Origin of the sequence: Calothrix sp. CCY 0018 (assembly GCF_963920925.1) — a bacterium.
Lineage (GTDB): Bacteria > Cyanobacteriota > Cyanobacteriia > Cyanobacteriales > Nostocaceae > Rivularia.
Genome location: NZ_CAWUDI010000035.1, coordinates 1 through 21,977, shown reverse-complemented (window position 1 = coordinate 21,977; position 21,977 = coordinate 1). Strand labels below are relative to the sequence as shown.

Sequence of the window (21,977 nt, the reverse complement as noted above, 5' to 3'; positions counted from 1 at the left end):
TTGTATAATTCTAGGATCGGAATTGGTAGGATTTTTCTATCCCGGTATATTGCAGTGATGTTTGTGAATATACTAAAAATGGTTGTTCGTTGCTTATTTCTGATAGCATGGAAAAATGCTCCTTTTCACCCAAAGCTAATTTTTGACGTATTTCTTGTAAAATTTCTAAACTATCAAAAGAGGTGAAGTTTTGTTGTGTCAATCCTTCTAACATAATTGATTTATAAATTTGTAATCGGTCTGTTTGTTGGAATTCTGGTAAAACAGAAACTAAGATAAATAATTCGTTTGATGATAATTCATCGAGAGAACGTCCTTTTAAGAATTGAGAGTTATCGATCGTAAATTTAGATAATTGACGGCGGAAACTATCAAGATTGCTGTCTCTTTGATACTGCTCAGAACTGCGTTCCCAAGTCCGAACCAACCATATGGTACTAACTATAACTACCAAGGTGTTAAATAATAGTTGTGCTGGAATGGGTAATCGCAAAATTTCTGGTCTTCCACCGTAAATAAAGAAACAGTTGAAAGCGACAAAGGTGCAAATCGTCAATATTCTGTGTAAAACTTGTTGCGAATTTATGCGGGGATTGCGTTTTTTTTCATAAGCCCGGTAAGCTTTTTCTATTTTAGTCAAAGCCCAGTTACTTACCGCAACTGCAAAAGCTAATGTTAATGGAACTGCGACGATTTTAGGTATATTAATTGGTTCGTTGAACAAGTAAAAACCAGGTTTCCAAAGTCTTGATAATTGATTTTCTTCATGCGTCCAAGCACCGGAGAAGCAATAAGAAAAGTTACCAGCGTATAATTTGTAGTAAACGAAGTAACCAATTACTAATCCTAAATAACCGTACTGTACAAATCTGCGTCCTGGTTTTTGTAAGTCATTCCAGTAAGATTTCTCCGCATCAATATCCATACAAGGAGATTTACAGCCGATACAAGCGCTTTTTTCCTGGTTTGTAGCTGTATCTACTGTACGACACATCGATTGAGTAATACTTTGGGGAGGTGCAGATGTCGCATTACTTCCTAATAAACCACGGGGACCAGTCAAAACAGTTTGAACAATGCCAAACGGACAAACATAATGGCACCAACTACGACCTCCGTATAAAAACACTACCGTAATTGACATGGCGATCGTACTCAGTAAAAATAAGCCCAAAGCAGTTCTTGCAGAGTTAACGAATAAAATCCGGGAGTTTAAACCAATGAACAGTAAACAGAATTGCAAGTATAAATGGTTACGCTGTAACCATCTATTTTGAGTTACGTCTAATCTTGGTTTTAGTCCTAAAGCGCGAGGGATTTGGGAAAGAAAGTATAAAGGACAAATACGCCGCCAAGTTTCATGTCCAAAAACTAATACAATCATGATGGTGCTGGGAATAATCATACCCCAAAAGATTCTTGCGCCAGCGGCATAAGGTTTTTGCTTTAAATACTCTCCTTGTACTGAAACTGGTGGTAAAGAGTCCCGTAAGGGGGATAACAGGTTACTGGGATTAGTCAAATGATGCGTTATCGGGTCGTAAAATAAAGAGAATATCAACAGCAACCATCCAATTACCAGCACCCATCTCACAGCGTGCATTCTTTTTTCGGATACTTTACTCAGCATAATTTTCCTTAGTGGACTAGTTCCTTAATTAACCCGGTGAATCAAGCATCTAGGTAGTGTGAAAATACCCGTTCTTTTTTGCTAATTCACCAGAATGCACTATTGTTGTTAAGCCCAAATTCTTGCCTTGAAATCAATAGATACGGCTCATATCCAAAGTACTATAAGTTTATAGGTACAAGAAATCACACTTTATTCAATACTTAATATCTCTTTACGATTACCGATTAAAAAAACCTGACAACACGCAGCCAAAAGTATGGTTTTAGGGAGCCACTCGATTGCATAAGTACTGGCTTTATCGAATGCGAACAAAAAGTTGAGTAAAGTAGTACTCACCCTTAGAATTCTTGGCAACGCCAATACCAGTTATTTGATTTGCACTTACTATATTCTTGTGATGCCCGGAACTTTGAATCCAACCCTTGACAGCGGTGTTTGCTGGATATCTATTGCCTTGGTTATAAGCGACGTTTTCCGCGACACCGCGCCAGAGAATTATACTATTAATCTGTTTGTACCGCGATTTAGATCCATCATGACCAAAAGGAGTCTGCTTTGCTGCCATCTTTTGGCTATGGTTTCTAGCTATCCTACTAACACGACTATCCAATTTTAAAGGTTGCAAACCACGAGAGCGACGGTATATATTGATTTGATTGTGAACAGTTCTTTCCAAAGCAATCAATTCATTAGATTGAGCATTAACTGGTTTTGAACCTAATACAATCGGAGAATCTGCGATCGCATTAACATCCTGAGAAAATTGAATCGTTTCTAATCCGCCAATCAGCATCATTGTTCCTAGAACAATTCCAGGGAGCGGTTTGAATATTTTGTGTATCTTTGAAACTCGATTTTTGCTTTCTGTTTTACCGCCGCACAAATTTATAGACATTTTTTTCTCACTACCAACAACTTGGATGGTATAAAATCAGTTTTTGTAGAGCATCAGGTTAAACTTGCGTGAATACGATTGTTTATTCCCCGTTGCTTTAATTAATAGAATAAGAAATTTACCAAGTTAAATAAACTACAAATTGTGGTGTCTTTAATACATTTTTTTGCAAGTCGAGCAGCTTAAATGTGTAAGTGGTTTTGCAGAAAAATGTATACCTACAATAGGATTTAAGAAAAAACCCCCAATAATACGGGGAGTTGGAAGGAACTTTATTTCTAAGAACACTTTCTATCACTTGTTCCTTGTCTCTGGCAAGGAACACAGAGTTGAAGGCTCTGCCTTCATTCATTAGACATCTCCGGAAAAGAAAAAAGAACTGTATACAAACCTCTCCCCCACTGGGAGAGAGGCTTAAAAACCCCCATTCCCTGGTAGGGAAGGGGGGTAGGGGGGTTAGGTATCTGTGTAATTTGGAACCAGATACATGATTTCCGGAGATGTCTATTGCTAGGCAGAGCCTCGCTTGTAGCGTTCCCAGGCAGAGCCTTGGAACGAGAGCTATACAAAAGTTGCTATAGCAACAGGATAATTATAGGGATGAGATCAAAACGGTTGATAGCGCAGCGAAAAGTAAAGTCCATTTTCTTGGAGGGAGTTACCTTCTTCTTCGTCTGCTATTAATGGAATACCGTAGTCTAGTTGTAACAATAAATCGCGTCTAGCTTGCCAGGTTAATCCCAATCCTAAACCTGCAATGGTCTGTGGATCGGGATTTTCTTCTTGGTTATTCCAAACAGTACCGATATCGAAAAATGGTCTGATTTGTAACAAGTTGTCTGATGTCAGGGGAAAACGCAATTCTACCGAACCAATAATCCCATTATCGGCGACAAGTTGGTTTTGGCTATATCCACGCACCGTATCTACTCCACCCAAACTAAGTTTTTCTAAGGATAGTAAACCATCTGGAGTCAGTTGAGCGTTGATTTTGGCTACCATTAACGTTTTCGGCGACAGTTGCTGTACCCATTGAAATTGTCCCAACCAAGTAAAAAATCGTCCATCAATTCCACTATCGTTGGTGGTAGCGTCAAATGCATCAATCCCTAAACTAAATTGCGATCGCGCTGCAAGTACTTGAGTTGCGTTTCGTTGCAACCACTCTTGGGAAAAGCGAACTACTGTTACTCTAGATTTACCGTCTTCTGGCCCCTCGGAGAAGGAAAAAGGTTCGTCATCAAGCAAAAATGTTTGAGAGCGACGTACATCTAAAGATAAACCTAGAACAAATTCTGTATCGGGTTTTTTGACTAAAGGTTGTCGCAAACCAAATGATAAAGTTTCTGAGTTGCTGCGGATACCTAAATCGGCAAATTGGTTTTCGATTATCTGACTATTATTGTTACTGTAGCTGATATTAACTGTACCGTCTTGGGCATTTAACGGTATTGTGTAGCCTAAGCTGTATATATCTAGACCATCTGTCAAACCGTATTGGGCGCTAAATTGGTCGCCAAAACCTAACAAGTTATTATAACTAGCGAATACAGTTCCTTGAAGAGAGCCGATAGTGGGAGATTGATTATTATCGATCGCAATACCTGCGTTAAAAGCAGGTGCTTCTTGTATTTGCACTTGCAAGATATTTCTACCAGTTGTATTACCTGCGATTAATTCTGCATCAACTTGTTGCAATAAAGGATCGAGTTGTAATAATCGTAGTGCTTGTTCTAAGCGTTTTTGGTTTAAGGGAGGTTTAATTGCTAACTGAAGGCGACTTCTGACATAATTTTTCTGTAGTCTATTGAGTCCTTTTATTTCAATTTGTTCTATTTCACCTTCTACTACCTGAATTTCGATCATGCCGCTTTCGATTGGTTGATTATTTAAAATAAATGCAGCAGAGGTAATATAGCCATTCTCAAGATATAACTTTGTGATGTCAGAACGTAGTTTAACTAACTTATCAAAGCTGACAGGACAAGCAACATTCTCGCAGTTTTGATATTTTTCCAGTAATTTATTAATCTCGTCTTTGAAAATTGTATTACCTAAAACTTTAACTTGCTTAACATTAATTAGTTCGTTGCTGGGAGTAGTTGGTGAGTTAGGTGTATCTGTCGAAGGTACTTGTAAAGAAGGTGGATTGGAGGGTTCTGGTTTCGAGGGTAGCGGTGTTTCCCTTGGTTTGGGAATAGTTTCTTCAATTGTTTCAGGTAAATTTGGGGGAATTGTCACTCCATCAGGGGGAGTTGATTGAGCGATCGCCAATTGTTTAAATGACATCAAACTGGCGATAATTAAGCTGAAAAGTACGAATGTTTTTATTTTTATATTTATTAACTGCATACTATTGAATTAATTGGTAATTGGTAATTGGTAATTGATAGTTGGGTCAAATTAAATATAAAACCTCACCCTGCCGTATCGCTTCCCTCTCCTTAGTAAGGCTACGGTGTACACAGAAGTACTCTCTACATAGGTTTCAGGGATTTTAACCCCCTTGAATCGTCATTGCGAGCGGAGCGTTAGCGCAGCGTCTCCCGGAGGGAGATAGCAATCGCAACATTTTGGGATTGCTATGTCCTGACGGACACGCTTAGTCTGACGACTCACTGCGTGAACGCTAACGTCGTTCCTCCTTCCCTAAGAGGGAACACTTCGTGAACGCAATGACAGGGCTTCGAGCGACTTGACGAATAGTTCAAAACCTATTCCCAGGTAGGATTTTAAGACTTGTGTGTACACCGTAGCCTTACTAAGGAGAGGGATTGAGGGTGAGGTCTTATCTTATATTTAATTACGCCTACCTACTTAATAGAGTTTTGGGGCTTTTATATTCCGTTTTTTTTAAGTGCCTACTCAAAATCCAAAATCTAAAAGACACGCATCCGTTGTTAAAATCTAAAATCGATTCACCTCCCACACTCTCTACTAAGAATACGTCGCCCATTCGCCAAACGATACACCCCAGTTGGTTCGACAATCGGATCTCCCATTTTCCAGCGACGACGCGGTAAGACCGCAGAGGTATTATTTGGGACAGGCTGCACTTCAATAGCAGAGTATTTTGAAGGGACTGCATCACCGGGACGATAGGGGAAACCTTGACTACCAATAATATAGAAAGTACCGTTTGTTTCCTTACTTCTGACTACGCAGCTAGTAGCAATTAAGGCTTCGCTATCAATTGTGTTTTGGGCTAATTCTATGAGGCTGTTTTGAATATTACTATTATTAGGTGCATTAATAGTTGTTACACCTTGAACACCTTGTTCCGAACTAGCTGTAATATCGCTTTGACTCGTTTGCCGATCGCGAGCTTCGATACCAAAGACACCTTGAGAGATAATATCAACGCTACCACCACTACCGCTGAAAGCATTGGCAGTGATATCGCTGTTTTCTTTGGGAATGGCAACGATAAATTTTGAGTCAATATTGATGTTACCACCATCACCGCCTTGTTGATCGGTACCTGCATTGGTGGAAATTTCAGCCCCGCGACGGAGCAAAAGTAATTTATCTACATTATTCAGGATGATGTTACCACCGTTTCCCGATGTGGATTCGGCGTTTAATTTACCAAGGTTATCTAAAGTGATTTCGGGGGAGTTGATTTCGATATTGCCTGTATTTCCAGAACCAGTGGAATTGACGAAAAAGCCACTGTTTGCGCCAATATTGCCGATACGGTTGGGAAAATTAGTCACTCGGTCATTGAAATTTGGGTCGTTACCATTAATAATTACTTTATCAGTAGCATTAACGGTTATTTTCCCTGCATCTCCATTGCTTGAGGTTGTTGCAGTGAGTTGTCCGCCATTGAGTGCTTCAAACAAATTCGCGTTTACTGTAATATCGCCACCGCGATCGTTATTTCCAGTGCGTGCGTCGAGTATTGCACCCTCTGCCAATTTAAATGTTGCTGCCCTAACGGTAATATTTCCACCCTTGCCTTGTGTACCCGTTCCCACTCGGCTGAAAATCGCACTGGAAAGTCCATTTTTTACACCAGCAATGTCAACATCACCCGTAACATTGATATTCACATTCCCCGCATTCCCTCTACCTGCATCTTGGGTATCAGATGCACTACGAGTACTAGTTAGTAATTGAGCGCCATCTCGTAGTGAAAGGGAACTAGCTTTAATATTAATATTTCCCCCATTACCCACACCCCCAGATCCCACCGTGCTGAAAACGTCGCCATCTGTAAGGGAAACGGCATCTTTTGCTGTTACCGTCACATTCCCCGCATTCCCTTGTCCAAATGTTGAGGCACTAAGAGATGCGCCCTCTCCTAAGTTAAACGAACCCGAGTCAATGGTAATATTTCCCCCGTTACCTTCTGCACCTGTTCCCACTAAGCTGCGAAGCCCACTGGGAAATGTATCTCTTTTACCAGCAATATCTACAACACCCGTAACATTGACATTAATATTTCCCGCATTCCCTTTACCTGCATTTTGAGTATCAGATGCTTCACGAGTAATAGTTGCTAATTGAGCGCCATCTCGTAGTGAAAGGGAACCGGCATTAATCTCAATATTGCCACCTTTACCCACACCTCCTCGTTCCACCGAACTGAAAATATCACCACCTACAAGGGAAACGGCATCAATTGCATTAACCGTCACATTCCCCGCATCCCCTTGTCCAAATGTTGAGGCAGTAAGAGATGCGCCCTCTCCTAAGTTAAATGAACCCGAGTCAATGGTAATATTTCCCCCGTTACCTTCTGCACCTGTTCCTACTCGGCTGAAGATGTCGCCAACTGTAAGGGAAACGGCATCTTTTGCTGTTACCCTCACATTCCCTGCATCTCCAATTCCAAAAGTTGAGGCAGTAAGTGAAGCACCTTCTGTTAAGTTAAATGTTCCTGCATTAATCTCAATATTTCCCCCTTTACCTTCTGCTCCTGTTCCCACCGTGCTGAAAATATTAGCATCTGTAAGGGAAACGGCATCTTTTGCTGTTACCGTCACATTTCCCGCATTCCCAGTTCCAAAAGTTGAGGCTCGAAGTTGAGCGCCATCTTGTAATAAGAGGGAACCCGAATCTATGGTAATATTACCACCATTCCCCTTACCGAATGTTGCTGTAGACAAAGAATTACGATTATTACCATTTGCTGATTGTCCAGTAATTTTTACGGAATTCTCAGCAATGATTGTCAAATTACCGGAATTGGCTTTACCTACATTTTCTGGATTGATCGTGCTAATAAGCTGACTTAATAAATTTATTGCTTCAGGTGAAGAAACTTGGAAATCGATAGTGTCAACATCTACATTGCTAGGGTCAAAAACATTGGTGAATATACTTCCTCCGTTTTCAACATTCAAATCTTTTGTCTCAATTAAGATAGAACCACTACCACCAGCACCTAATGATGATGTAGTGATTAAACCATCACTCAAATTTACAGAGTTAGTTGCTTTAATTTGTAACTCACCAGCATTTCCTTGACCTAAAAAAGTACTAACGAGTATATTTCCATTTTGTAAATTCAAGTCTTTAGTTTCAATCGAAATACTACCTCCGCTTCCTGTGGTTGTTCCATCTCCCCTACCAATTGCGAATGTAGATACTTGACTACTATTAAATATATTTATAGAATCCTTTGCTTCTAAGTTGATATTTCCTGTTTTTCCCGATGCAAGAAAAGAAGTAGCAGCAACTAAAGAATTTTCTTGGGCTATAAAGCTACCAACATCAATTGTGATATCTCCACTTTTCCCCGTACTAATGGTATTAGAGAGTATACGTGAATTTCCTGCAATCTCTAATTTGTCGGCGCGAATCGAAATCTCGCCACTATCTTGACTTCCAGTAGTTAATTCAATACTTGAAGCTCCACTGAGATTAACTTCATTACCTTCTATGCGAATATCACCAGCGCGATCGCCATCAACCTTGATTGCAGCATTGTTATCAATTTCAACAGATTTCCCTATGATATTAATATTTCCACTATTACCAATCGCGCCAGTATTAACATTGTTATAAACTTCACTTCCAGGATTGGCAATAGTTATCTTTTCTATTGCATTAAGTGCAATATCTCCTGCAACAGCATCAGGTGTCCCCAAACCTTGACTAATACCAGCAGAAAGTAAACTTCCTCCCGTAATTTCTATATTCCGAGCATTAACTGCAATATCACCCCCACCATCCGCTTCTACATATACAAAGGCTCGATTTGTCAGCGAAACATCCCCACGAGTTACATTCTCAGGAAATCCCAATTTAAAATTATCACCATTTATATCTAGCGCTACAGTTCCAGCTTCTGCCAATCCTCCCAACTCAACTCTGCCACCATAGGCGTTTAATTCCCCCAAATTCATGCTGACATTACCACCCACGAGCAGCAAACTTTTACCATCGGGAACGCGCAAACCAAATACGTTTCTCGAATCTGCTGGGTTTCTTATTCCTGTTGGTGCAAATGAGTTATTTTGAATCGCTGCATTTTGATTAATTTGATTAAACAACAACCCATTCGGATCTACAGTTAATAAAGATGATGTTTGGGGATTCGTCGCGCTAAAAAATCCTTGCTCACCAAAGGAAATTGCATTAGCAGTCGTGCCCACGAAGGAACCATTTACATCTAAAGTGCCATTTCTACCAAAAATAATTCCGTTAGGATTAATTAAAAATAAATTTGCATTGGTTGGATCGAAATTTCTATTTAATATCGTCCCCAAAATCCCATTGATAGAAGAAGGATTATTTCCGGTTACTCTTGTTAAAATATTTTGAATCGCATCATTGGGAACTACAAAATAAGCTCCTCGCCCTTCATTGACATTAAATTCCTGCAAACTATGGAATAAATTTTGACCGCGCTCTGCTCCACCTTCTATCAGGGTGCTGGGGATATCATTTACATTTATATTATTGTTAATTCGTGAAGCTTCAGTTCCTAACGTGTTATCTGGGACAATATCAATATTGGTTTGTGCAAAACACGGTTTGATTGATGTTATGCCCACACCAATAGAACCCAATAAAATCAAACTATATAATTTCCACTTGCACTCAATATTCTTCATTTCAACCCCTCATGCTTAAAAAATAATTTCTAACCATTACAAATATTAAATAGTCCGACTCCCAAGGTGTTTATGCAGTTACCTATAAAAATTCTTTTTTCCTCTCCCCTCTCTCCTACGAATTATCAACTACCAATTATCAATTACCAGTTACCAATTACACTCACTTCCCACACTCTCTACTAAGAATACGTCGTCCATTTGCTAAACGATACACCCCAGTTGGTTCAACAATCGGATCGCCCATTTTCCAGCGACGACGCGGTAATGCAGAGGTCTTATTTGGAACAGACTGCACTTCAAGCGCAGAGTATTTTGAAGGAACTGCATCACCGGGACTATAGGGAAAACCTTGACTACCAATAATATAAAAAGTACCGTTTCTTTCCTTACTTCTGACTACACAGCTAGTAGCAATTAAGGCTTCGCTATCAATTGTGTTTTGGGCTAATTCTATGAGGCTGTTTTGAATAGAATTATTATCAGGTGCATTAATATTTGTTACACCTTGAACACCTTGTTCGGAACTGGCTGTAATATCGCTTTCATCAGTTTGCTGGATGCGGGGTTCGATACCAAAGACACCGAGTGAGTTAATTTCAACTCTACCACCACTATCACTGAAAGCATTAGCAGTAATATCGCTATTTTCTTTAGGTATAGCGACGATAAACTTTGAATCAATATTGATATTACCACCATTGCCGCCTTGTTGAGCAGTACCTGCATTGGTGGTGATTTGGCTACCGCGACGCAGTTCGAGTAATCTATCTACATTCAGGTTAATATTACCGCCATCCCCTGAGTTACTTAGAGCTTCAATTTCGCTATTATTTAATAAAACTTTGTCAGCAGTGACAGTAATTTCACCAGCAGCACCGGAACCACTCGAACCACTACGTATACCTGCACCATCTTCAGTTGCCGAGTTTTCCAATTGTAGTAAGGATGTATTCAAAGTTATTTTGCCAGCATTTCCTTCATCTTCTGTGGTGGTACTAATTTTTCCTTTATTTGCTAAAAATATCTCCGAAGCCGTAACTTCTATTTCTCCAGCATTGCCCTTGCCTCTAGTAATACTGGTTAAACCACTAGCATTATCATTATTAGGATTAAATTTGATATTAGGATTATCACTGACAAATCCAGGTTCGGTTTCAATTAATATAGAATCAACATCAACTATAATTTTTCCGGCATTACCTGTAGATTCATTTCCTTCAGCACTACTAGTGATATTGCTATTGTTTTTCAAAGTCATTTTATCGGCTTGAATTTTGATTTCTCCACCAATTCCTGCTACAAAGGTTTGGCTAGTGATAGCACTATCATTCTGTAATAAAATAGAATCAACATTAATCTCAATTTCTCCAGCATTAGCCACAGAGCTAAAGTCATTTTCTTTTGCATTAGCATTTGAAGCAATGATGCCTTGATTGTCTAATATCAGCGAACCAGTATCTAGAATTATTTTACCAGCATTACCTTGCCCATTGGAGTCGGTAGTAAAAGCAGCTTTTTCAAGCAATAATATTTCATTGGTTGCATTTATATCAATATTGCCAGCATTATCATTCCCTTCAGTTCTTGTAGAAAAGTCACCATTTTTCAATGTAACTGAATTGGTGGCATCAATTTTAATACCTCTAACGTCGTCGATATCTTTTTTATTATTATCGCCTTTTGTAATGCTTCGTATTCCTCCCCTGTCTATATCTAGCGTATCCGTTTTAATTGTTACTAATCCGCTTTTGCCGTCACCTTGAGTTTCACTATTGATCAACCCATTTTTTACTGATAAAGAATTGACTTCAATATTTATTTTTCCTGCATTAACATTACCATTGGTTATGTTATCTATTGCCCCTCCTTGAAGAGAAAGTGAGTCCGCTTTGATATTAATATCGCCACCATTTTCTTCAGTAATGCCACCATTATCCACTAATACAGAAGCTTGTTCAATAAATATCTTATCTGCATCTATTGAGATATTTCCAGCCTTACCATTCGATTCATTAATTGTAGATAAACTACCACCTTTTAATGATACTGAATTAGCTTCAATAATGATATCTCGCGCATCACCATCGCTTGTTGTAAGACTTTGAATTAGTCCCCTTTCTAGCTCTAGATTGTCGGCTTTAATTGTTACCAATCCATTGTTACCAGCACCTTCAGTTTCGCTACTTATCAACCCACCTTTTAACGAGAAAGAATTGACTTCAATATTGATATCCCCAGCATTACCATTACCAATCGTGTTGTTTTCGATTCCTCCTTGAAGAGAAAATGAGTCAGCATTAATATTAATCTCACCACCATTGCCATCACCACTTGTTTCTCTAATAATGCCACTGGCGTTCATTTCAAAAGAACCTGCTGTGGAAATCCTAATTGGTTCCGAATCAGTTTTACCCGCGTTACTACTATTAATTGTTACATCGGAAAATAAAATATCATTTGCTGAAGCAGTAAATTTTCCTCCTTTTGTGTCAACCAAAAACCTGCCTTCTTCACCTGTACCAAGACTGATATTACCTTTACCGTTTTCATTCATATCTGCTTGTAATATCATACCCAAACGGTTATTCGTATCAATACCAAATTCTGGCAAATTAATATCGTTATCTGCTTGAAGGGTTAATGTTACAGGAGTATTATTTGCTGCTTTAATATCAACAAATTGATCAGTCTTGATATTTCCTGCTTGAGTGTCAGTCTTACTTGCTGCAATCGTGATATTATTCCCCGCGCTCAATTGCTTTTCTATGGTAGAAATATCTAACACGGTGTCGCTTTGTGCGGGTTGAAAAATTGCAAAATTATTATTGGTTGACGTGCCATTAAAACTCGAAGATGAACCAAAAATAATATTTCCAGAATTGAGCAACCAATTACCGTTTAAACCATTATTTGCATTAGTATCAACCGTTATGTCTGCAATATCTAAAAAATTAGTTCCAGAAGTTGCAACTGTACCACCATTACCATTATTCAAACCACCTCTAGCACTGAAACTTCCATAAGCGCGAGTTGATTCTGTAGCCGAAACCGTAATTTTACCGCCATCTCCTGTTGTTAAAGCGTTACTATTTATAGATGCTTTTGGATCGATATAAACTGCACTTGTATCGATATTTCCAACTGTTACTTCACCACCACCCACACTTCCAGAAACATCAAGTAATGAGTTTTCTAATAAACCAAGTCTTTCTCCAAGTACAATTACTTTTCCACCTACCCCTGCTTGTAAACTTGCTGCATCAATCCTACCTCTATTGATAACAGTTCCAATATTACTTGCATTCCCATCAATGATATCTAATTGTTGATTTTCCAGACTTAACAATTCTCCAGATTTGCCTAAATTAGCAAAACCTTCATTACTAATAGCTGCTATAGATATTTGTCCACCATTCGTTTTTAATTCCCCTGTATTTTCAAAACTGTTGCCAATTAAAGTAATATTTTTTCCACTATTAACACTCAGATTACCTGAATTACTAATAGTATTTGTTTGGTTTTTACCATACTGCAACCCCAAAGGAACGCTTACTGTTAATAAAGCTGTATTTTGTGGATTTATTGCACTAAATTCGATATCATCACCGAATTTAATACTATCAGCAGTACTACCAACAAAGGAACCACCAATATTCAACAAAGCATTTTCACCAAATACGATTCCCGCAGGATTAATTAAAAATAAATTCGCTTCACCATTAGCGCGAATTAACCCATTAATATTAGATTCAGAACCACCCGTAACGCGAGTAATAATATTACTTATGTCAACCCTATTATTAAAGTATGCTTCATCACCATTAATCACTCCAAACTCTTTAAAGCTGTGAAACAAATTATTATCAGCAGTAGTTCCACCTTGAATAATATTGATGTTTCCATCTTTTGTAACGCTGGAATTATTGGGTAAAGTGTTATCCGGCGTAATTTGAGCATTAGCAGGATTTATCCCAAAAGCACCGATCCCAGTGCAAGCAATTCCTAAAAACCAACCACAACGAATATTAATCTGAGATAGAGATTGTTTGATATTACACCCATATTCAACAACCCTCATCAAAACGTTGTTACTTTCATTGCACTTCATTTTATCCCCCTTATTTATGCTTTAAAAATTATTTTCTAACCATTCTTTTCTAAAATAGACATCTCCGGAAAACATTTCTATGGTTTCAAATTACACGCAAACCGCGAGCCCCCCTACCCCCCTTCCCTATGAGGGAATGGGGGTTTTTTAAGCCTCTCTCCCTGTGGGGGAGAGGTTTGGAGAGGGGTATTTTTCATTTCCGGAGATGTCTAATTGTCTTAAGAATTTCCTCTTTCTCACTTCCCACACTCTCTACTAAGAATACGTCGTCCATTTGCCAAACGATACACCCCAGTTGGTTCGACAATCGGATCGCCCATTTTCCAGCGACGACGCGGTTTCGTTGCAGAGGTATTATTTGGAACAGACTGCACTTCAACAGCAGAGTATTTTGAAGGGACTGCATCACCGGGACTATAGGGAAAACCTTGTTTAGTAATAATATAGAAAGTGCCGTTTCTTTCCTTACTTCTGACTACACAGCTAGTAGCAATTAGAGCTTCGCTATCAATTGTGTTTTGTGCTAATTCTATGAGGCTGTTTTGCAGAAAGCTGATATCCGGGATACCGCTGATGTTTCCGGCAGAAATACTACCACTAGCATTAACGTCTACGCGATTATTTCCGTCTAATGCATCTAAAGTAGCTCTGTTAGAGGTTTGTGGTGTGGGACTAAAAAGAGAATCGCTTAAAAAAGCACGGGTATCAAAAGTGATATTTCCTCCTTTACCTTCTGGAGCAAAGGCGAGAATATCACTGTCTTCTAAAGCAACTATGGCATTAGCATCAAGAGTAATATTACCACCACTACCTGCTGTTGTGGAAAGTGTTGTTCTAATGTCGCTGTTGTTGCGGAGGAAGATATTTTTTGCTGTTGTAATCTCAATGTTGCCTCCGCTTGATTGTTGCGATTGAGTAATAACTTGTCCGTCGTCGGCGTTGAAATCATTAGATAGCTCAATATTGATATTGCCTGCTTTGCCGCTTCCTTGACTTAGAGCGTTGATTCTGCTACCATCCTTAAGTTGTAAGGTTTCAGCAGTAATAGTTAATTGTCCTCCATCACCTGTTGAAGATGTACCAGCACCTATCAGCCCCCCACCTTGAATAAGCACTCTTTTAGCATTAATAATACTCAAGTCACCTGCTTTTTCTGCTGTCGAATTTTTCTCTGCTGAAGTAAACAAGCCACTGAGATATGGCAGATTATCATTTTGAGGATTGTTACCACCCGTACCAATTATTTCCACAACTTCGGCATCAATAATACTTAAATTTCCGCCATTACCCTTACCTTCGGTACTTGTAGCTACAAATGCTCCATCTTCAACAAGCATTCGTTTAGTAGTAATATTCACATCTCCCGCATTTCCTGTTGTATTTAGCCCTGCCGAAGCACTCAAGGAACTAGGAGTATTGCCGTTATTTCCCGTACCAATTAACTGCACAAGTTGTGCATCATTAATAGTTAAATCCCCACCCTCACCTTGATTAGATGTACCAGCACCTACTTCTCCTCCGTTTTTAATTTGCAAGGTACTAACATTAATAGTTAAATCTCCCCCCTCACCCGTACTATTAGTACCAGTATTAAGAATTGCTCCATCTTCAACAAGCATTTGTTTAGTAGTAATAGTTAAATCACCTGCATCCCCTGTTGAATCTTTCTCTGCTGCTGTAAACAAACCACTGGGATATGGTTGATTATTGTTGTCAATGCCGCCAAAACCAATCACTTGAACATCTTCGGCTTCAATTTTTAAATCTCCTCCATTGCTTCCACTAACTGTACTAGTAGACACAAATGCTCCATCTTTAATCAGTAAAGTATTAGTCTTAATATCTAAATTTCCGCCATCCCCTGATGATTCTTTCCTTGTTGAAGTACTTAGGGAACTAGGAGTGTTGCCATTATTACCGCCCGTACCAATTACTTGTATATCTTTGGCCTCAATATTCAAACTTACATTCTGAGCAGATGTACCAGCCTGTACGCTCGAACCACCTTCAACGAGCAAGCGATCGGTTTTAATAGTTAACCCTCCTATCATCTTGTCCTGATTTTCTCTACCTGTAATTACTCGTGCGCTATTTTTTAATAACAAGTCATTAGTGGTAATGTTCATATTTCCGGCACTGCCTTGGCCGTTATTACTCATACTCACAAAAGCTGAATTTTCTACAAGTAACTTATTACTATTAATAGTCAAAGAGCCTGCATCTCCTGTTGAAGAATCTTCTGCCACAACAAATAAACCACCGCCAAAACCAAGCAATTCCACTTTAGAGGAGGCGTTTTCAGAAATGGGATTAATTGTCATATCTCCCCCATTGCCTTCACCGAATGTATTCGCAGAGATAAATGCTCCACCTTCAACGAGCAAGTTATTAGTGGTGATATCTACATTCCCACCATTTCCTGTTGAGCCTTCCTTTGCTAAAGCGCTCAATTCACTCAAATTACCATCATTCCTCGTATTAATAACTTTTACATCTTGGGCATCAACGTTGACATTTCCACCATTCCCAGTAGTAAATGTAGCAGCAGTAACCTTTCCCCCATCCTCAATTTTTAAATTGTTAGCTTCAATCTTGATATCTCCACCTTTTCCCGCACCGTCATAAGCATTAGTAATAACGGTAGCTCTATCTCGAACTATCAACTGTTGAGTATTAACTGTTATATTCCCCGTCTCTTCTGCTCCTTCTTTGTTAACGTTATTGGCATATAAACCGCTAGGAACGAAAGTGTCATTTATTCCATCTATTTCAACTTTCTCTGTGGTATTAACTACTATGCCCGCGCTTTTCTCTGTACCTATTTGAGTTGACACTATTACGGAACTATTTGTAAGAGTGAGATTTTTACCCGTTACCCGTACATCACCCGCACCATACCCAGTCGCATCAACTGCTGAATCTTGAGATAGTCGAATATCTCCAAAATTTTCTACTTTCTCAAAACCAAAAGCAAAACCTTCTTCTTGCGGTGTAATGCTTACCTTACCATCTCCGGTAACGCTACCTAATTCAATTCTTCCACCACCAGCTTTTAACGTTGCACCTTCTAGTAAAACATCACCACCCAGTATTGCTAATGTCTTAGCATCTGGTACTCGCAAACCGAATTGTGGATCGAATACTTCTGGAAATGTTCTTGGAGGTTCAGCCTTGCTATTAATCTCAATTCTTCCGGGATTTTTTCCATATTGCAACCCCAAAGGAACGCTTACTGTTAATAAACCTGTATTTTCTGGATTTGTGGCGCTAAATTCGATATCATCTGCAAATTTAATACTATCAGCAGTACTTCCAATAAACGAGCCGCCAATATTCAACTTTGCATTTTCACCAAATACGATTCCGTTGGGATTAATTAAAAACAGATTTGCATTGGTTGGATCGAAATTTCTATTTAATATCGTCCCCAAAATCCCATTAATAGAAGAAGGATTATTTCCGGTTACTCTTGTTAAAATATTTTGAATCGCATCATTGGGAACTACAAAATAAGCTCCTCGCCCTTCATTGACATTAAATTCCTGCAAACTATGGAATAAATTTTGACCGCGCTCTGCTCCACCTTCTATCAGGGTGCTGGGGATATCATTTACATTTATATTATTGTTAATTCGTGAAGCTTCAGTTCCTAACGTGTTATCTGGGACAATATCAATATTGGTTTGTGCAAAACACGGTTTGATTGATGTTATGCCCACACCAATAGAACCCAATAAAATCAAACTATATAATTTCCACTTGCACTCAATATTCTTCATTTCAACCCCTCATGCTTAAAAAATAATTTCTAACCATTACAAATATTAAATAGTCCGACTCCCAAGGTGTTTATGCAGTTACCTATAAAAATTCTTTTTTCCTCTCCCCTCTCTCCTACGAATTATCAACTACCAATTATCAATTACCAGTTACCAATTACACTCACTTCCCACACTCTCTACTAAGAATACGTCGTCCATTTGCTAAACGATACACCCCAGTTGGTTCAACAATCGGATCGCCCATTTTCCAGCGACGACGCGGTAAGACCGCAGAGGTATTATTTGGGACAGGCTGCACTTCAATAGCAGAGTATTTTGAAGGGACTGCATCACCGGGACGATAGGGGAAACCTTGACTACCAATAATATAGAAAGTACCGTTTGTTTCCTTACTTCTGACTACGCAGCTAGTAGCAATTAAGGCTTCGCTATCAATTGTGTTTTGGGCTAATTCTATGAGGCTGTTTTGCAGAAAGCTGATATCCGGTATACCGCTGATGTTTCCAGCAGAAATACTACCACTAGCATCAACGTCTACGCGATTATTTCCGTCTAATGCATCCAAAGTAGCTCTGTTAGAGGTTTGTGGTGTGGGACTAAAAAGGGGATTGCTTAAAAAAGCACGGGTATTAAAGGCGATATTACCACCACTACCTTCGGGTGCAAAGGCGAGAATATCGCTGTCTTCTAAAGCAACTATGGCATTAGCCTTGAGTTCGATATCACCACCACTACCTGCTCTTGTAGAAAGTGTTGTTCTAATGTCGCTATTGTTGCGGAGGAAGATATTTTTTCCTGCTGTAATCTCAATGTTGCCTCCGCTTGATTGTTGCGATCGCGTTAGGATTTGTCCGTTGTCGGCATTGAAATCATTAGATAGCTCAATATTGATATTGCCTGCTTTGCCGGTTCCCGTACTTTGAGTGGATATTTTGCCACCGTTATTCAGATCGAGATTGGTAGCGCTTAGCATAATACCACCACCTGTATTAGAGCCTGTAGTATCAGCGTATAGCCCACTATCAGCACCAGTTTCGGTAATACTGTTAGCAATAAGTGGATTATCCCTCTGTGGATTATTTCTAATGCGGTCAATACGGTTTTCGTAATTCAACTCGCTTCCAGAGATAGTTATCTTGTTATCTGCATTGATAGAAATCTCGCCTGCTTTCCCTCTATCAGATGCTGTAGTGACAAGCTGTCCACCATCGGTAGCATTAAAAGTGTTTGTCTGCACCGTAATGCTACCCCCATTTCCACTTCCTTGAGTGCGAGTACTCAAAGCCGCGCCATCTTTAATTTGAAATTGTTTTTTAGCATCAATTTCAATTGAACCAGCATTACCTTCAGCGCTCGTAGTACTGAATAACCCACTGGGTAAACCGCTACTAGGAACGCTTCGGGAAATATCTACAACATCAGCTTTGACAATGATATTACCAGCATCTTCCTGTGAAGCCGTACTGGCTTTGACGATCGCCCCATCTGTAAGCACTAAAGAACCAGCTTTGATTTTAACTTCCCCACCTGGCCCTTGTGCAAATGGCTGCGAACCCGTGGTAATTCTTGTTGATTCTCCAGTACCAGCAGGCGCTCCTCCTTTAAGGGATATGGTTCCGGTGACTTGCAAATTTACTCTTCCCCCTTGTCCCTCTGCTCCTCCTGCCACATCCGTTATTAATGCTGCATTTTCATTCAAGGACAGTTCCTTAGCTTCGATGTAGATTTCCCCGCCGTTACCTATGCCAAGTGTTTGACTAATTATTTCACTAGCATCTGTAAGGGATACAGCATCTTTTGCTTTAACCGTCACATTCCCCGCATCCCCCTTTCCAAAAGTTGAGGCAGTAAGTATAGTACGTTCTGCTAAGTTGAAGGAACCGGACTCAACGGTAATATTTCCCCCATCGCCTTCTGCTCCTGTTCCCACCGTGCTGAAGATGCGAGCATCTGTAAGGGAAACGGCATCAATTGCATTTACCGTCACATCCCCCGCATTCCCCTTTCCAAAGGTTGAGGCACTAAGTTCAGCACCCGAACCTAAGTTCAAGGAACCGGAGTTAACAGTAATATTTCCCACATTGCCTTCTGTACCTGTTAGCACGTCGCTGGAAATCGCACTGCGAAATCCATTTTTCTCTCCAGCAATATCCACAACACCTGTAACATTCACATTCACATTCCCTGCACCTTCTTTATCTGCACTTTGGGTATCAGGTGCACCACGAGTAATAGTTAGTAGTTGAGCGCCATTTCGTAGTGATAGAGTTGCAGCATTAATATTAATATTGCCACTTTTACCCACACCCTGTGCTTCTACCGTGCTGAAGATGCGAGCATCTGTAAGGGAAACGTCATCTTTTGCTGTTACCGTCACATTCCCCGCATCCCCCTTTCCAAAAGTTGAGGCAGAAAGGAAAGCACCCGAACCTAAGTTCAAGGAACCGGACTCAACGGTAATATTCCCCCCGTTGCCTTCACCAAATGTATTAGCACTCACTTCTGCCCCATCTTGCACGAGCAATGTGTTAGTTTTAATAATCAAATTTCCTGCATCTTTTGTTGAGTTTCGCTCTGCGGAAGAAAACAAGCCACTGCCAAACACTGTACCTCTACCAATCAGTTGGATATCTTGGGCCTTAACGGTTAAATTTCCTCCTTTCCCCTCACCACGAGTTCTTGATTCAACAAGAGCGCCATTTGTTACGAATAATGAATCTGCAATGATACTAACGCCACCTGAATTACCTTTAGCTCCTTCTTCTACATTGGTTAATATCGCTGTAGGCAGTCCATTCACTCCATCCAAAGAAACCGTACCACCGTCAGCATTAATAGTTACCTTACCTCCATTTCCTTCTCCGCGAATACCAGCATCCAATCGAGCGCCATCTCGTAGTGATAGAGTTGCAGTATTAATCTCAATATTTCCCCCTTTGCCCACACTTCCTCGTTCCACGGTGCTAAAGATATTAGCATTTGCAAGGGAAACGTCATCTTTTGCTTTAACCGTCACATTCCCCGCATCCCCTTCTCCGCGAATACCAGTATTTAATCGAGCGCCTTCAGTAGCAGAAAGCGATCGCGTATTTATATTAATATCGCCTCCTTGTCCCTTTGCTTGCGATCGCACACTATTAAGAATGGAACTACTACTAATATTGATTTCTCCAGTCGCATCCAGAGTAATATCCCCCGCAACAGCTTCAGGTGTCCCCAAACCTTCACCAATTCCACCAATAAGACGACTTCCTGACAATATTTCTATATTTCGAGCATTAACGGCAATATCACCCCCACCATTTGCTTCTACATATACCCTGGCTCGATTTGTCAGCCATACATCCGCACGAGTCACATTCTCAGGAAATCCCAATTGAAAATCATCACCATTTATATCTAGCGCTACAGTTCCAGGTTCTGCTAACCCTCCTAACTCAACTCTTCCACCATAAGCGTTTAATTGCCCGCGATTCATGCTGACATTACCACCATTAAGCAGCAAACTTTTACCATCGGGTACCCGCAAACCGAATACGGCAAAACCCTGTGATTCTATTATTCCTGTTGATGCAACTGAGTTATTTTGAATCACTGCATTTTGATTAATTTGATTAAACAACAACGCATCAGGATTCACCGTTAATAAAGGTGGTGCTTGGGGATTTGTCGCACTAAAAAATCCTTGCTCACCAAATTTAATTGCATTAGCAGTTGTCCCCACAAACGAACCATTTACATCTAAAGTGGCATTTTCTCCAAAAATAATTCCGTTGGGATTAATTAAAAACAGATTTGCTTGATTACGAACAAAATTACTACCATCTCGCTGACGAATTCCTAAAGTCCCTAAAATTTCAGAAAGATTATTTCCCGTTACCCTTGTTAAAACATTTTGAATCGCATCATTAGGAACTATAAAATAAGCTCCTCTCCCTTCGCTGACATTTAATTCCTGCAAACTATGGAATAAATTTTGACCGCGCTCTGCTCCACCTTCTATCAGGGTGCTGGGGATATCATTTACATTTATATTATTGTTAATTCGTGAAGCTTCAGTTCCTAACGTGTTATCTGGGACAATATCAATATTGGTTTGTGCAAAACACGGTTTGATTGATGTTATGCCCACACCAATAGAACCCAATAAAATCAAACTATATAATTTCCACTTGCACTCAATATTCTTCATTTCAACCCCTCATGCTTAAAAAATAATTTCTAACCATTACAAATATTAAATAGTCCGACTCCCAAGGTGTTTATGCAGTTACCTATAAAAATTCTTTTTTCCTCTCCCCTCTCTCCTACGAATTATCAACTACCAATTATCAATTACCAGTTACCAATTACACTCACTTCCCACACTCTCTACTAAGAATACGTCGTCCATTTGCTAAACGATACACCCCAGTTGGTTCAACAATCGGATCGCCCATTTTCCAGCGACGACGCGGTAAGACCGCAGAGGTATTATTTGGGACAGGCT

7 protein-coding genes are annotated in these 21,977 nt (G+C 39.7%); all 7 read right to left on the bottom strand.

Annotation, left to right across the window (positions count from 1 at the left end; all coding sequences use genetic code 11):
- Positions 1 to 10 precede the first annotated feature (10 nt).
- The 7 genes from ACM03V_RS23240 to ACM03V_RS23210 all read right to left on the bottom strand — a co-directional run bounded on the left by ACM03V_RS23240 (position 11) and on the right by ACM03V_RS23210 (position 21,680).
- Positions 11 to 1,630: a 4Fe-4S binding protein gene (locus ACM03V_RS23240; protein ID WP_414623172.1), complete on the bottom strand. Its 1,620-nt coding sequence runs from the start codon at positions 1,628 to 1,630 to the stop codon at positions 11 to 13.
- Between the two features lie 298 nt (positions 1,631 to 1,928).
- A complete protein-coding gene (locus ACM03V_RS23235; protein WP_414623171.1) occupies positions 1,929 to 2,528 on the bottom strand; it encodes a CAP domain-containing protein in 600 nt (199 codons plus the stop codon).
- 606 nt (positions 2,529 to 3,134) lie between these two features.
- Positions 3,135 to 4,817, bottom strand: coding sequence for a ShlB/FhaC/HecB family hemolysin secretion/activation protein (locus tag ACM03V_RS23230; protein ID WP_414623170.1), 1,683 nt, complete (start codon positions 4,815 to 4,817; stop codon positions 3,135 to 3,137).
- 629 nt (positions 4,818 to 5,446) lie between these two features.
- Positions 5,447 to 9,595 (bottom strand): filamentous hemagglutinin N-terminal domain-containing protein, encoded by a 4,149-nt coding sequence (locus ACM03V_RS23225; protein WP_414623169.1) that lies wholly within the window; start codon positions 9,593 to 9,595, stop codon positions 5,447 to 5,449.
- Between the two features lie 163 nt (positions 9,596 to 9,758).
- Complete coding sequence (locus ACM03V_RS23220; RefSeq protein ID WP_414623168.1) at positions 9,759 to 13,706, bottom strand: filamentous hemagglutinin N-terminal domain-containing protein; 3,948 nt, start codon at positions 13,704 to 13,706, stop codon at positions 9,759 to 9,761.
- A 236-nt stretch (positions 13,707 to 13,942) separates the two neighbouring features.
- Complete coding sequence (locus ACM03V_RS23215) at positions 13,943 to 17,485, bottom strand: filamentous hemagglutinin N-terminal domain-containing protein (protein ID WP_414623167.1); 3,543 nt, start codon at positions 17,483 to 17,485, stop codon at positions 13,943 to 13,945.
- 163 nt (positions 17,486 to 17,648) lie between these two features.
- Entirely contained in the window at positions 17,649 to 21,680 is a 4,032-nt protein-coding gene (locus tag ACM03V_RS23210; RefSeq protein ID WP_414623166.1) for a filamentous hemagglutinin N-terminal domain-containing protein, read from the bottom strand.
- Between the last annotated feature and the right edge of the window lie 297 nt (positions 21,681 to 21,977).

What these genes read in the sequence shown, in the direction of transcription:
- ACM03V_RS23225 (WP_414623169.1), bottom strand. Translation starts at nt 9,595, where the DNA reads ATGAAGAATATTGAGTGCAAGTGGAAATTATATAGTTTGATTTTATTG.
- ACM03V_RS23220 (WP_414623168.1), bottom strand. Translation starts at nt 13,706, where the DNA reads ATGAAGTGCAATGAAAGTAACAACGTTTTGATGAGGGTTGTTGAATAT.
- ACM03V_RS23230 (WP_414623170.1), bottom strand. Translation starts at nt 4,817, where the DNA reads ATGTCATTTAAACAATTGGCGATCGCTCAATCAACTCCCCCTGATGGA.
- ACM03V_RS23210 (WP_414623166.1), bottom strand. Translation starts at nt 21,680, where the DNA reads ATGAAGAATATTGAGTGCAAGTGGAAATTATATAGTTTGATTTTATTG.
- ACM03V_RS23215 (WP_414623167.1), bottom strand. Translation starts at nt 17,485, where the DNA reads ATGAAGAATATTGAGTGCAAGTGGAAATTATATAGTTTGATTTTATTG.
- ACM03V_RS23240 (WP_414623172.1), bottom strand. Translation starts at nt 1,630, where the DNA reads ATGCTGAGTAAAGTATCCGAAAAAAGAATGCACGCTGTGAGATGGGTG.
- ACM03V_RS23235 (WP_414623171.1), bottom strand. Translation starts at nt 2,528, where the DNA reads ATGTCTATAAATTTGTGCGGCGGTAAAACAGAAAGCAAAAATCGAGTT.